Source organism: Acidovorax sp. sif1233, assembly GCF_019218755.1.
Lineage (GTDB): Bacteria > Pseudomonadota > Gammaproteobacteria > Burkholderiales > Burkholderiaceae_C > Acidovorax.
Map to the genome: position 1 here is coordinate 220098 of NZ_JAHUWZ010000006.1, position 13731 is coordinate 233828.

Here is a 13731-nt window from a genome sequence, read left to right on the forward strand (position 1 = left end):
TCACGAAAGGACGACACCATGTACACCCAGGCCATGGACACCATGGGCAAGGACGGCGGCGACGCCGGCAACAAGGCCCTGCGCAGCGCCGAGGAGATGCAGCGCCAGGAGGCCTTCGACGCGCGCATCGACGCGGGCGAATTCATCGAGGCCAAGGACTGGATGCCCGACCACTACCGCAAGACCCTGCTGCGCCAGATCAGCCAGCATGCGCACTCGGAGATCGTCGGCATGCTGCCCGAGGGCAACTGGATATCGCGCGCGCCCACGCTCAAGCGCAAGGCCATCCTGCTGGCCAAGGTACAGGACGAGGGCGGCCACGGCCTGTACCTGTACGCCGCGGCCGAAACCCTGGGCAGCTCGCGCGACCAGATGCTGGATGCGCTGCACACCGGGCGCGCCAAGTACAGCTCCATCTTCAACTACCCCACGCTGACCTGGGCCGACATGGGCACCATCGGCTGGCTGGTCGATGGCGCGGCCATCATGAACCAGGTGCCGATCTGCCGCTGCTCGTACGCGCCCTACGCGCGGGCCATGGTGCGCATCTGCCGCGAGGAGAGCTTCCACCAGCGCCAGGGCTACGACGCGCTGCTCACCATGATGCAGCAGGGCACCGACGCCCAGCGCGCCATGGTGCAGGACGCGGTCAACCGCTGGTGGTGGCCCTCCATCATGATGTTCGGCCCGCCCGATGACCAGTCGCCCAACTCCGCGCAATCCATGCGCTGGGGCATCAAGCGCGTCTCCAACGACACGCTGCGCCAGAAGTTCATCGACGCCACCGTCGAGCAGGCCAAGGTGCTGGGCGTGACCCTGCCCGACCCCGACCTGCAATGGAACGAGGAGCGCCAGGCGCACGACTACGGCGCCATCGACTGGAGCGAGTTCTGGCGCGTGATCGGCGGCGACGGCCCCTGCAACGAAGAGCGCCTGGGCGCCCGCGTGAAAGCCTGGGAAGACGGCGCCTGGGTGCGCGAAGCGGCCCTTGCGCACGCGGCCAAGTACGCGCCGGTGAAGGCTGCCGCCTGATATCACCGCAAAGAATTTGAATAAAAAAAGGCCTCTAGCGCTTATCCATAAAGCGCTAATAGCTATCAAAAAGTAGTGCAACGCATTTAACGAATGTCCGGAAACCCCATGAGCACCAACGCCCCTTCTGACGCCGCGACCTCTGCGACCGCCACCGAATGGCCCCTTTGGGAGGTCTTTGTGCGCAGCAAGGCCGGGCTGGACCACAAGCACTGCGGCAGCCTGCACGCCGCCGACCCGAAGATGGCCATCCAGCTGGCGCGCGACGTCTACACCCGGCGCCAGGAAGGCACCAGCGTCTGGGTCGTGCGCTCCGACCAGATCGTGGCCAGCGACCCCGGCGAGAAGTCCATGTACTTCGACCCGGCGCAGGACAAGGTCTACCGCCACCCCACCTTCTACGTGCTGCCCGAGTCCGTGGACCACATGTGAGCGCCACTGCCATGCAAGCCACCAGCATCCACACCAGCCAGGACCCGGCCGTGCAGTACCTGCTGCGCATCGGCGATACCTGCCTCATCCTCGCCCAGCGCCTGTCCGAATGGTGCGGCCACGGCCCCGTGCTCGAAGAGGACATCGCCCTGTCCAACATGGCGCTGGACCTCGTGGGCCAGGCGCGCGCCGTGCTCACCCGGGCCGGGCAGATCGAAGGCCGTGGCCACGACGAGGACCAGCTGGCCTTTTTGCGCGACGAGCGCGACTATGTCAACGTGACCCTGGTGGAGCTGCCGCGCGGTGACTTCGCCTTCACCGTGGTGCGCAATGCCATGGTGGCCACCCTCTTCAAGCTGCTGTGGGAGCGCCTGGCCACCTCCAGCGACACGGAGCTGGCCGCCATTGCCGGCAAGGCAGTCAAGGAGGCGCGCTACCACCAGCAGCATGCGGCCGACTGGGTCGTGCGCCTGGGCGACGGCACGGCCGAATCGCGCCGCCGCACCGAAGCGGCCCTCAAGGCGCTGTGGCGCTACACGCCTGAGCTTTTCGTGGTCGATGCGGTGGACGAATCCGCCCAGGCCACCGGCCTGGGCCCGCGCTGGGCCGACCTGCAGGACGCCTGGACCGGCGAGATGGCACAGATCCTGGCCGCTGCCAGCCTGGCCACGCCCCAGGCATCGGCGTTCCGCAGCACCGGCAAGCAGGGCGTGCACAGCGAGCACATGGGCTACATCCTGGCCGAGATGCAGTACCTGCAGCGCAGCTTCCCCGGGGGCGTGTGGTGAGGGTGGCCGAAGCCATCGACCGTCCGGCCACAGCGGGCATTCCCGACGCACGCATTGCGCGCGCGTGGGAGGTGCTCGACGGCGTGCCCGATCCCGAGGTGCCCGCGGTCTCCGTGTGCGACCTGGGCATCGTGCGCGACGTGCGCCTGGCGGGCGATGGCCTGGAGATCGTGCTCACCCCCACCTACTCGGGCTGCCCGGCCACCGAGGCCATCGAGCGCGACGTGCTCGCCGCCATCGAGGCGGCAGGACTGGGTCCGGCCCATGCCACGCTGCAGCGCGCCCCGGCCTGGACCACCGAGTGGATCACAGAGCGCGGCCGTGCCCGCCTGCTGGCCTACGGCATCGCGCCGCCCGGCCCGCTGCCTCCGGGCACCGAGGTGCCGCTGCGCTTCATGCCGCGTGCCAATGCCGCCGCCCCGGCCCTGGCCTGCCCGCGCTGCGGCAGCCTGCAGACCGAGCGGCTCTCGGCCTTCGGCTCCACGGCCTGCAAGGCGCTGTACCGCTGCATGGCCTGCCGCGAGCCCTTCGAACATTTCAAGCCCTTGTGAAGCACCCGCCTTCGCCCCCACACAAGACACCGACATGAGCGTCATCTTCCATCCCCTGCGCGTGCGCGCCATCGAGCCCGACACGGCCGAGGCCGTCATCGTCTCCTTCGACGTGCCGCCCGAGCTGCGCGAGGTCTTCGGCTTCACCCAGGGCCAGTACCTCACCCTGCGCACCGACATCGGTGGCCAGGACCTGCGCCGCTCGTACTCCATCTGCGCCGGCGTGGACGACGCCGAATTGCGCGTGGGCGTGCGCAAGGTCAACGGCGGCGTGTTCTCCAACTGGATCAACGCGCAGCTCAAGGTGGGCGACACCCTGCAGGTCATGGCGCCGCAGGGCCGCTTCTTCGTGCCCATCCAGGCTGCCGCGCAGCGCCACTACCTGGGCATCGCGGGCGGCAGCGGCATCACGCCCATCCTGTCCATCATGAAGACGGTGCTGGCGCGCGAACCCGGCAGCCGCTTCACGCTGATCTACGGCAACCGCACGCTGCAGTCCACCATGTTCAAGGAGGAGATCGAGGACCTCAAGAACCGCTACCTCACGCGCCTGGTGCTGCACCATGTGTTCTCGGCCGAGCAGACCGACGCGCCGCTGAACATGGGCTTCGTGAACAGCGAGAAGCTCGCCGAGTTCCTGAAGGCGCTGATCCCCGCGCAGAAGATCGACGAGGCCTTCATCTGCGGCCCCTTTCAGATGAACGATGAGGCCGAGGCCGCGCTGCTGGCCGGCGGCGTGCCGGCCGAGCGCATCCACGTGGAGCGCTTCGGCGTGGCCCTGCCCGCAGGAGGGCAGGTCGGCGCGGTGGTGCACGAGGCGCTGCCGGGCGATGCCAAGACCTCCCGCATCGCCATCGTGCGCGATGGCCTGCGGCGCGAATTCCCGTTCTCGGGCGAGCAGGCCAGCATCCTCGATGCGGCCTCGGCCGCCGGGCTGGAGGTGCCGTTCTCGTGCACCTCGGGCGTGTGCGGTACCTGCCGCGCCAAGTGCGTGGAGGGCGAGGTGCGCATGGAGCGCAACTTCGCGCTCGACAAGAACGAGGTGGCCGCCGGCTTCGTGCTCACCTGCCAGTGCCGGCCGCTGTCCGACAGCGTGGTGCTGTCGTTCGACGAACGCTGATGGTCGCTATGACGGCATCCACCGCTGCACACGGTGCCTGGCATCGGCAAGGAATGGGCCGCCGTGGGCCTGCGGTGCCCCCGGATGCGGCAAGATGGCGCCCCTTCACTCCAGGATGCAAAGGAAAACTGCCCATGGCCCGAGGACGCTCCCCCGGATACGACGACCAGCGCGAAATGATCCTCCGCCATGCCGCCGAACTGTTCGCACGCCGCGGCTATCCCGCCACCTCGATGAACGAGGTGGCCGAGGCCTGCGGCCTGTCCAAGCCCACGCTGTACCACTACTTTCGCGACAAGTACAACCTGCTCGTGCACATCGCCGACGGGCATGTCTCGCGCCTGCAGGCGCTGGTGGAGGAGGTCGAGGCCCAGCAGCTCGCGCCCGAGGCGCGGCTGCGCGAACTGATCCACCGCTTCGTCGAGGAATACGCCGAGGCCCAGCACGCCCACCGCGTGCTGACCGAGGACGTGCGCTTCCTGCAGCCCGAGGACAGCGAGCGCATCCTGGGCAAGGAGCGCGCCGTGGTGGCCGCCTTCGCCACCGCGCTGGGGCAACTGCGCCCCGACACCGATGCCGCGGGCCTGACCAAGGCGCTGACCATGCTGCTGTTCGGCATGATCAACTGGATGTTCACCTGGCTCAAGCCCGACGGCGAACTCGACTACGGGACCATGGCGCCCATCGTTGCGGACCTGTTCTTTGGTGGATTTCCTGCCGTCCGAATGCCCATTGAACCGGCCCAAAGACCCGCGCGTCCATGACAATGGCCACGCACGTTCACCACCGCGTACCCGATACCGGCCGACAAGAGCCGGAACAGCGCTGAATCTTCCTTGCTTGCCTGCGCTGACAACACCATCCTTTCTTTTCCACAGGAGACAAACGCATGAAAAAGACCCGCTTCGCACAACTCGCGCTCGTGGCCGCAGCCGCCGCCATGGCCTGCGGCGCTGCCCTGGCCGACATCACCGTCGGTGTCACGGTGTCGGCCACCGGCCCGGCCGCCTCGCTGGGCATTCCCGAGAAGAACACCATCGCCCTGATGCCGCGCACCATCGGCGGCCAGAAGGTCAACTACATCGTGCTCGACGACGCGTCGGACACGACCACCGCCGTGGGCAACACGCGCAAGCTGATCAGCGAAAGCAAGGTCGACATCATCCTCGGGTCGAGCACCACGCCCAATTCCCTGGCCATGATCGACGTGGTCGCCGAGGCGCAGACGCCCATGATCTCCATGGCCGCCTCGGCGCGCATCGTCGAGCCCATGGACGCCAAGAAGAAGTGGGTCTTCAAGACCCCGCAGAACGACATCATGATGTCGCTGGCCATCGTGGACCACATGGCCAACGCCGGCGTGAAGACCGTGGCCTTCATCGGCTTTGCCGACGCCTACGGCGAAGGCTGGTACCAGGAGTTCGGCAAGGCCGCCGCCATCAAGAAGATCCAGATCGTGGCCAACGAGCGCTATGCGCGCACCGACACCTCGGTGACGGGCCAGACGCTGAAGATGATCTCGGCCAAGCCCGACGCCGTGCTCATCGCCGGCTCCGGCACGCCGGCCGCATTGCCCCAGAAGGCGCTCAAGGAGCGCGGCTTCACCGGCAAGGTCTACCAGACCCACGGCGTGGCCAATGCCGACTTCCTGCGCGTGGGCGGCAAGGACGTGGAAGGCACCTTCCTGCCCTCCGGCCCGGTGCTCGTGGCTTCGCAGCTGCCCGCCTCGCACCCGGTGAAGAAGTCGGCCAGCGCCTACGTGGCCGCCTATGAGGCTGCCCACGGCAAGGACAGCGTTTCCACCTTCGGCGCCCATGGCTGGGATGCCGGCGTGCTGATGGCCGCCGCCGTGCCCGTGGCCCTGAAGAAGGCCAAGCCCGGCACCGTGGAATTCCGCACGGCCCTGCGCGATGCGCTGGAGCAGATCAAGGAAGTGCCCGGCGCGCACGGCATCTTCAACATGTCCGAGAACGACCACCTGGGCCTGGACCAGCGCGCCCGCGTGATGGTCAAGATCGAGAACGGGACCTGGAAATACATTCCCTGACCCCCTGAGGCGCTGCGCGCCTTCCCCTCCAAGGGGACGCCACCCGTGGCCTGGCGAAGCCGGTTCCACGGTGGCGCTGGTCTGGGGCGCGCCGGTTTCATGGTGTCCGTCTCTTCGGCGAAGAGCTGTCTGGAAATGCCATGAAAATGGCCTCTGGAGCTTACTGGTAAAGCGCTGGCAGCTATTAAATTGGTAGTAAGCGCTGGTCGACCTGCTTCTCAAAGAAAGCTGAATATGGATTTGCAGATTGCCCTGCTGCTGGGGCAGGACGGCATTGTCAATGGCGCCATCTACGGACTGATGGCGCTGGCGCTGGTGCTGGTTTTTTCCGTGACCCGGGTGATCTTCATCCCCCAGGGCGAGTTCGTGGCCTTCGGGGCGCTGACCATGGCCATGATGCAGGGCGGGCGCATTCCCGCCACGCTGTGGCTATTGCTGGGCATGGCCGCCGTGGTGCTGGTGGTGGAGGTGGTGCGCTTTCAGCGCGGCAGCCCGGTGAACTGGCCTGCCACCGTGGTCTGGTGCCTGGTGCTGCCGCTGCTGGCCACGGCGCTGATCCTGGGGCTGCGCCCCACCTCGCTGGGCATGCAGGCGCTCACCACGCTGATCCTCATCACGCCCATGGGGCCGCTGCTGTACCGCCTGGCGTATCGCCCGCTGGCCGATGCCACGGTGCTGATGCTGCTCATCGTCTCGGTGGCGCTGCATGGCGTGCTGGTGGGCCTGGGCCTGCTGTTCTTCGGTGCCGAAGGGTCGCGCACGCCACCGTTCTCCGAGGCGCGCTTCGACCTCGGGGGCATCCCCGTCTCGGGCCAGTCGCTGGTGGTGCTGGGCGTCACGCTGGCGCTGGTGATGCTGCTGTTCCTGTTCTTCGGTCGCTCCATGGTGGGCAAGGCGCTGCGCGCCACGGCCCTCAACCGCGTGGGGGCGCGCCTCATGGGCATTCCCACCGAACTCTCGGGCGACGTGAGCTTCGCCCTGGCCGCGCTGATCGGTGCGGTCTCGGGCCTCTTGATCGCCCCGCTCACCACCGTGTACTACGACACGGGTTTCCTGATCGGCCTCAAGGGCTTCGTCGCGGCCATCGTGGGCGGCCTGGGCAGCTACCCCATGGCGCTGCTCGGGGCGCTGATCGTGGGCCAGCTGGAGGCCTTTGCATCGTTCTGGGCCAGTGCCTACAAGGAGGTTCTCGTGTTCACGCTGATCGTTCCCGTGCTGTGGTGGCGCTCGCTCAACAGCCGCCATGTGGAGGATGAGGAATGACCGCGCCCGTCAAGACAGACATGGGTGCCGGCACACACGATGCAGGCACATCGCGCGGCATCGCCACGCGCACCCAGCTGACGCTGGCGGCCGTGGCGCTGCTGGCCCTGTGCTGGGGCTTCCTGCCCGACTTCACCGTGGTCGTGCTCAGCTACATCGGCCTGTACGCCATCGTCGCGGCGGGCCTGGTCATGCTCACCGGCGTGGGCGGCATGACCTCCTTCGGCCAGGCGGCCTTCGTGGGCGTCGGGGCCTATGCCACGGCCTGGATCTGCACGGCGCCCGCGTCGGTGCAGGCGCTCTCGGGCCTGGTCGGCATGGCCGGCCTGCCCTGGGTGGGGCTGGTGCTGGGCCTTGTGATCACCTTCGCGGTGGCCTGGGGCCTGGGCTCGGTCACGCTCAAGCTGTCGGGCCACTACCTGCCGCTGTGCACCATCGCCTGGGGCCTGTCGCTGTACTACCTGTTCGGCAACATGGAATTCCTGGGGGGGCAGACCGGCATCACCGGCGTGCCGCCGCTCGTCGTGGCGGGCTTCTCGCTGGCCTCGCCGCGCGCCATCGGCGTGCTGATCTGGGCGGTGCTGCTGGTGTCGCTGTGGCTGCTGCACAACCTGCTCGACTCGCGCGAGGGCCGCGCCATCCGCGCGCTCAAGGGCGGGCGGGTGATGGCCGAGTCCATGGGCGTGGACACGGCGCGCTACCGCATCAAGCTCTTCGTGCTGGCGGCGCTGCTGGCGGCGATCTCGGGCTGGCTGTATGCGCACCTGCAGCGCTTTGTCAGCCCCACGCCGTTCAACCTCAACATCGGCATCGAGTACCTGTTCATGGCCGTGGTCGGTGGCGCCGGCCACCTCTGGGGCGCGGTGCTGGGCGCCACCCTCATCACCCTGCTCAAGGAAAAGCTGCAGGACGTGCTGCCCTCGCTGCTGGGCACCAGCGGCAACTTCGAGGTCATCGTCTTCGGCCTGCTCATGGTCTTCGTGCTGCAGCGCTTTGCCGACGGCCTGTGGCCCACGCTGAACCGCCTGAGCGAGCGCTGGCTGCGCCGCGAGGCGCCGCGCGCGGTGCGCGAGGCTGCACAGCTGGGCCAGCGTACCTTGCCCGCGCCCGGCACGGTGCTGCTGCAGGCACGCAACGTGACCAAGCGCTTCGGCGGCCTGGTCGCCAACAACAATGTCTCCATGGACGTGAAGGCCGGCGAGGTGCACGCGCTGATCGGGCCCAACGGCGCCGGCAAGAGCACCTTCTTCAACATGATTTCGGGCGTGGACGACGCCACCGAGGGCGAGGTGCGCCTGGTGGACCAGGCCATGCTGCGCCGCCCCTCGCGCGCCTTTGCCCGCCTGGGCATGGCGCGCACCTTCCAGCACGTGCGCCTCTTGGGCCAGCGCAGCGTGGTCGAGAACGTCGCCCTGGGCGCGCACCAGCGCGCCCACCGCGGCTGGATCGCCTCGATGCTGCGCCTGGACCGCGCCGAGGAAGCCGCCCTGCTGGCCGAGGCCCGCCGCCAGATCGAGCGCTGCGGCCTGGGTGCCCATGCCGACGCGCCCGCCGCCTCGCTGGCCCTGGGGCAGCAGCGCATCGTCGAGATCGCGCGTGCCCTGGCCGGCCAGCCGGCCATCCTGCTGCTCGACGAACCCGCCGCCGGCCTGCGCCACCTGGAAAAGAAGGCCCTGGCCGACCTGCTGCGCCAACTGCGCGCCGAGGGCCTGGGCATCCTGGTGGTGGAGCACGACATGGAGTTCGTGATGAACCTGGCCGACCGCATCACCGTGCTGGAGTTCGGCACCGTGATCGCCGAGGGCACGCCTGCCCAGGTGCAGAGCAACCAGCGCGTGCTCGATGCCTACCTGGGCGGTGCCGACGACGACCTGCCCGCCGCTGCCGCCACCGAAGGAGCCCGCGCATGACCGCCTTGTTGCAACTGCAGGACCTCTCCGTGTCGTACGGCCCCGTGGAGGCCGTCCACCAGGTCCGGCTCGATGTGAACGAGGGCGAGATCGTCACCGTCATCGGCCCCAACGGCGCCGGCAAGACCACGCTGCTGTGCGCGGCCATGGGCCTGCTGCCTGCCACCGGCTCCATCACCCTGGCCGGCGAGCGCATCGCCCGCCCCAGCGTGGAAGCCATGGTGGCGCGCGGCGTGGCCCTGGTGCCCGAAAAGCGCGAACTCTTTGGCGAGATGTCGGTGGAGGACAACCTGCTGCTCGGTGGCTTCTCGCGCTGGCGCAAGGGCCAGCGCGACCAGGCGCAGCGCATGGAAGAGGTGTTCGGCATCTTCCCGCGCCTGCGCGAGCGCCGCGTGCAGCTGGCCTCCACGCTCTCGGGCGGGGAGCGGCAGATGCTGGCCATCGGCCGTGCGCTGATGGCCCGCCCGCGCCTGTTGATGCTCGACGAGCCCTCGCTGGGTCTGGCGCCGCTGATCGTGCGCGAGGTGCTGCAGGTGGTGTCCTCGCTGCGCCAGCATGGCGTGTCGGTGCTGCTGGTGGAGCAGAACGCCCGCGCCGCCTTGCGCGTGGCCGACCGCGCCTATGTGCTGGAGATGGGCGCCGTGGCGCTCACGGGCGCCGCGCAGGACCTGCTCAACGACTGCCGCATCATCGACACCTACCTGGGCATGGGAGGGGCGGCGCACGCCCGGGCCGAAGCCCATTGAGCGTCCCGAGGACCGCCGCGCAGCGCAGCGACCGTCCTGTTTCGCCCTTTCGCAGGCCTTGGGGCTGCGGAAGGGCTTTTGCGTTGTGAAGATCCATGAATACGACAGGAGACAAAGCATGAAGACAGGCGTTCAGCCAGGGTTGGCACGCAGGGCGTTTTTGCGTTCGGGTGGGGCATTGGCCGCGGGGCTGGCGGGCACGGCCTGGGCCCAGGACGGCGCGGGCGTGACCGACAGCGAGATCGTGATCGGCCAGTCCTGCCAGCTGAGCGGCCCGCTCGCGGCGCTGACCAGCGAGGTGCGCCAGGGCGCGGCCCTGTATTTCGACCATGTGAATGCCTCGGGCGGCGTGCGCGGCCGCAAGATCCGCGTGGTCGCCATCGACGATGCCTACGACCCCAAGAAGGCCGCCGAGAACACGAAGAAGCTGATCGACGAGGACAAGGTGCTCGCGCTGTTCCAGTACGCGGGCACCCCGCCCGCGCTGGCCGCCCTGCCGATCGCCGAGGAGCGCGGCGTGCCCTTCATCGCGCCGTTCACGGGCTCCGACGGCCTGCGCCAGGCCAGCAGCCGCTACGTGTTCAACATCAAGGCAGGCTATGCGACCGAGCTCGATGCCACCGTGAAGCAACTGGCCTCGGTGGGCATCGCGCGCATCGCGGCGGTCTACCTCAACAACCCCTTCGGCACGGGCGGGCTGGCCTCGGTCGAGAAGTCGGTCAAGAACCACAAGGTGGAACTCGTGGCCCAGGCCCCGCTGGAGGTGGATGGCTCGAAGATGGCGGACGCCGTGACCTCGGTGGCCAAGGCCACGCCCCAGGCCATCATCGTCATCAGCGCGGGCAAGCCCAGCGTGGATTTCGTCGATGCCTACCTGGCGGCCGGGCACCGCTCCACCTTCTACATGCTCTCGGTGATCAGCAACGCCCAGCTGGTCAAGGCGCTGGGCGAGCGCGCGCGGGGCGTGGTGGTGTCGCAGGTCGTGCCCTCGCCGTGGAACCAGAGCATGCCGATCTCTCGCGAGTTCCAGACCCTGGCCAAGGCCAAGGGCATCACCGAGTACACCTTCAGCCAGATGGAGGGATTCATCTCCGCCCGCTTCCTGGTCGAGGCGCTGCAGCGCGCCGGTGCCAAGCCCACGCGCGCAGGGCTGGTGCAGGCCATGGAGTCGATGAAGAGCGTGAACCTGGGCGGCTACCCCGTGGAGCTGTCGGCCACGCAGCACAGTTCGGGCAAGTTCGTGGATCTGCTCATGATGGGCCGCGACGGCCGGTTCACGAAGTAGGAGCGACTCAAAAACTCTTCTGGGCGTCGTTGCTGCGTCTTGTCGTACTAGAGCCTGTCCACGGCCTTTTACGGGGATGCGCATGCAGTCCACGGTGCGTCCGTCTAGGCGCGCGCCGCTGCCCATGCCGGTGGCATGGGCAAGGTGGGCAACGACGAGGGGTGGGGCGTGGGCTGCATGCCCTTCGGGTTGCCACCTCCGGCAGGCCCATGCGGCGTTGCCCATCCTTGATGGACATGCGTCCATCTGCGGTGGGCGCCTTGCCTGATCCTCCCGGAGGAGGCAACGCAACCCCGTAAAAGGCCGTGGACGGGCTCCGACTGCCTGCGACACAGCGCCTAGCCAGAACCGCTTCGCTGAGCTTTTGAGCCGCTCCGAGGCGGGGCCCGCTGCTCAGGAGTTCAGCAGCGCGCCGCCCTCGGAGGACTCCAGCAGGCGCGTGAGCAGCGGGTGCATGACCTTGCGCGCGTTGTAGATCAGGTGGAACTGCTCCTGCACGTCGGGCGTGGCGCCCACCTGCACCAGCCCATGGGTTTGTTGCAGGTGCGCGCCCACCGACACGGGGGCCGGCATCACACCCATGCCCGTGGCGGCAAAGGTGCTGAGCAGGGCGCTGTCCTCGAACTCGCCCGCAATGCGTGGGCGGATGCGTTCGCGCTCCAGCCAGTGGTCGATGCGCGCACGCATGGCCGCATGGTCCGTGGGCAGCAGCACGGGCACCACGGCCAGGCTCTGCGGAAACTGCCGCGCCGCCGCCTCGGCCCACACGGGTGGGGCATACCAGGCCACGGCGCTCGTGCCCAGCAGCTGGCTGGTGGTCTTGAGGGCCGGGTTGGGCGGCGCGGCGCGGTCGGCCAGCACCGCGTCGAGCTTGTGCAGCGCGAGCTCGCCGAGCAGCGGCTGGAACTCCCCCTCGTGGCACAGCAGGCGCAGGTGGGGCTCGTCGAGCACGGGCGTGAGCAGCCGGTGCATGGCCAGCTTGGCGATGCCGTCCGAGATGCCCAGGTTCAGCCGCAGCGTCTGGCCGCTGGCGGCCTCGCGCACGCGGTGGGTCAGCTGCTCGCCCAGGGCAAAGATGTGGTCGGCCTCGTGCAGCGCGGCCACGCCGGCCTCGGTGAGCACCAGGCTGCGCCCCTCGGTGCGCAGCAGGCTGGTTCCCAGGGCCTGCTCAAGGGAGCGCACCTGCGCGCTGATGGTCTGCACGGCCATGTCCAGCCGCTCGGCGGCGCGCGCGATGCCGCCCTCCTTGGCGACCACCCAGAAGTAGTACAGGTGGCGGTAGTTGAAGCTCTGGCTCATGGTCTTGCGTATCCCAGTGCGTTGAAGGGGTATCGGTGCAGGAACTGGTTGGTTCGTAAAAACCGAACAAATAGTACCGTGAAGGCAGGTTTTTAAGATGCAAAAGCATCCCTACAGTGCGGGCTTGTCCTGAATGCCAACCCATTGCACCGGAGAGAACCCATGCGCCACGCCGCACCCCTTCCCCTGTCCGCCCCGACCCCGGGCCTGCCACCCCTGCCGCGTTCGCGGCGCTGACGCCGTCGCGCGAAGGAGCAAGACTTCATGGAAACGATCGGAACCTGGTGGATGTGGGCGGGCTTTGCCGTCTTCGTGGTGGTGGCCATCGGCATCGACCTGCTGGTGATGGAGCGCCAGGGCGCGCACAAGGTCACGATGAAGGAGGCCGTGCGCTGGAGCCTGCTGTGGTTCTCGCTGGCCTTCGTGTTCGTGGGCATCCTCTGGTGGTACCTGGACGGCAGCCAGGGCCGCGAGGTGGCCAACACGGTGTCGATGCAGTTCATCACCGGCTACCTGGTGGAAAAAAGCCTCTCGGTGGACAACATCTTTGTGTTCCTGATGCTGTTCAGCTATTTCGCCGTGCCGCCGCAGTACCAGAAGCGCGCGCTCATCATCGGCATCATCGGCGCGATCGTGCTGCGCACGCTGCTCATCCTGGCAGGCGCCTGGCTGCTGGCCACCTTCCACTGGCTGCTGTACGTGTTCGGCGCGTTCCTCGTGGTTACGGGCGCCAAGATGTGGTTCGCGGCCGGGCAGGAGCCCGACATCGCGACCAACCCCGTGCTCAGGTTGCTGAAGAAGCGCATCCGCATCACCGACCAGTTCGACGGCGAAAAGCTCTCCACGCTGGTCCAGGGCGTCAAGCACTACACCCCGCTGTTCGTGGTGCTGGTGCTCATCGGCACCACCGACATCATCTTCGCGGTGGACAGCATCCCGGCCATCTTCGCCATCACCAGCGACCCGTTCATCGTGCTCACGGCCAACATCTTCGCCATCCTGGGCCTGCGTGCGCTGTACTTCCTGCTGGCGGACCTGGCCGACCGCTTCCACCTGCTGGCCTATGGCCTGGCCCTGGTGCTGGTGTTCATCGGCGGCAAGATGCTGCTCATCGACCTCGTGAAGATTCCGATCGGCTACGCGCTGCTGGTCACGGCATCGCTGATCGCGGGTTCGATCTTCCTGTCGCTGCGCAACTCGGCCCCGGGCGCCCACAAGCCCCTGGCATCGCCATCCAAGGACTGAAGGGAGTAGGAGA

General features: G+C 68.1%; 13 protein-coding genes. 12 read left to right on the forward strand and 1 reads right to left on the reverse strand.

Annotated features, from left to right (window positions below; all coding sequences use genetic code 11):
• Nucleotides 1–18 precede the first annotated feature (18 nt).
• From paaA to KW843_RS20100, 11 genes are all read left to right on the forward strand, one after another.
• Nucleotides 19–1032, forward strand: a complete 1014-nt coding sequence (gene paaA / locus KW843_RS20050) for a 1,2-phenylacetyl-CoA epoxidase subunit PaaA (RefSeq protein WP_218296904.1) — start codon at nucleotides 19–21, stop codon at nucleotides 1030–1032.
• Between the two features lie 108 nt (nucleotides 1033–1140).
• A complete protein-coding gene (paaB, locus tag KW843_RS20055) occupies nucleotides 1141–1464 on the forward strand; it encodes a 1,2-phenylacetyl-CoA epoxidase subunit PaaB (RefSeq protein WP_218296905.1) in 324 nt (107 codons plus the stop codon).
• 11 nt (nucleotides 1465–1475) lie between these two features.
• Nucleotides 1476–2252, forward strand: coding sequence for a 1,2-phenylacetyl-CoA epoxidase subunit PaaC (gene paaC, locus KW843_RS20060; RefSeq protein ID WP_218296906.1), 777 nt, complete (start codon nucleotides 1476–1478; stop codon nucleotides 2250–2252).
• A 2-nt stretch (nucleotides 2253–2254) separates the two neighbouring features.
• The gene (paaD, locus tag KW843_RS20065; protein WP_218296907.1) at nucleotides 2255–2803 is read left to right on the forward strand and encodes a 1,2-phenylacetyl-CoA epoxidase subunit PaaD; all 549 of its coding nucleotides are present in this window, start codon (nucleotides 2255–2257) and stop codon (nucleotides 2801–2803) included.
• Between the two features lie 34 nt (nucleotides 2804–2837).
• Nucleotides 2838–3923 carry a 1,2-phenylacetyl-CoA epoxidase subunit PaaE gene (gene paaE, locus KW843_RS20070; RefSeq protein ID WP_218296908.1) on the forward strand — a complete coding sequence of 362 codons (1086 nt, stop codon included), beginning with the start codon at nucleotides 2838–2840 and terminating at the stop codon, nucleotides 3921–3923.
• Between the two features lie 134 nt (nucleotides 3924–4057).
• Complete coding sequence (locus KW843_RS20075; RefSeq protein WP_218296909.1) at nucleotides 4058–4687, forward strand: TetR/AcrR family transcriptional regulator; 630 nt, start codon at nucleotides 4058–4060, stop codon at nucleotides 4685–4687.
• A gap of 125 nt (nucleotides 4688–4812) precedes the next feature.
• The gene (locus tag KW843_RS20080) at nucleotides 4813–5970 is read left to right on the forward strand and encodes an ABC transporter substrate-binding protein (RefSeq protein WP_370627858.1); all 1158 of its coding nucleotides are present in this window, start codon (nucleotides 4813–4815) and stop codon (nucleotides 5968–5970) included.
• A gap of 234 nt (nucleotides 5971–6204) precedes the next feature.
• Entirely contained in the window at nucleotides 6205–7233 is a 1029-nt protein-coding gene (locus tag KW843_RS20085; protein WP_218296910.1) for a branched-chain amino acid ABC transporter permease, read from the forward strand.
• Nucleotides 7234–7253: 20 nt separating this feature from the next.
• Nucleotides 7254–9143 carry an ATP-binding cassette domain-containing protein gene (locus tag KW843_RS20090; protein ID WP_370627861.1) on the forward strand — a complete coding sequence of 630 codons (1890 nt, stop codon included), beginning with the start codon at nucleotides 7254–7256 and terminating at the stop codon, nucleotides 9141–9143.
• Nucleotides 9140–9889, forward strand: a complete 750-nt coding sequence (locus KW843_RS20095; protein WP_218296912.1) for an ABC transporter ATP-binding protein — start codon at nucleotides 9140–9142, stop codon at nucleotides 9887–9889. The genes KW843_RS20090 and KW843_RS20095 overlap by 4 nt, the downstream gene beginning before the upstream one ends.
• Nucleotides 9890–10007: 118 nt before the next feature.
• Nucleotides 10008–11174: an ABC transporter substrate-binding protein gene (locus KW843_RS20100; protein ID WP_218296913.1), complete on the forward strand. Its 1167-nt coding sequence runs from the start codon at nucleotides 10008–10010 to the stop codon at nucleotides 11172–11174.
• 393 nt (nucleotides 11175–11567) lie between these two features.
• Here KW843_RS20100 and KW843_RS20105 read toward each other — a convergent pair whose 3' ends face one another.
• Nucleotides 11568–12473: a LysR family transcriptional regulator gene (locus KW843_RS20105; protein WP_218296914.1), complete on the reverse strand. Its 906-nt coding sequence runs from the start codon at nucleotides 12471–12473 to the stop codon at nucleotides 11568–11570.
• Nucleotides 12474–12737: 264 nt separating this feature from the next.
• On the opposite strand from KW843_RS20105, the gene KW843_RS20110 reads away from it, so the two are divergent.
• Complete coding sequence (locus tag KW843_RS20110) at nucleotides 12738–13718, forward strand: TerC family protein (protein ID WP_218296915.1); 981 nt, start codon at nucleotides 12738–12740, stop codon at nucleotides 13716–13718.
• Nucleotides 13719–13731 lie beyond the last annotated feature (13 nt).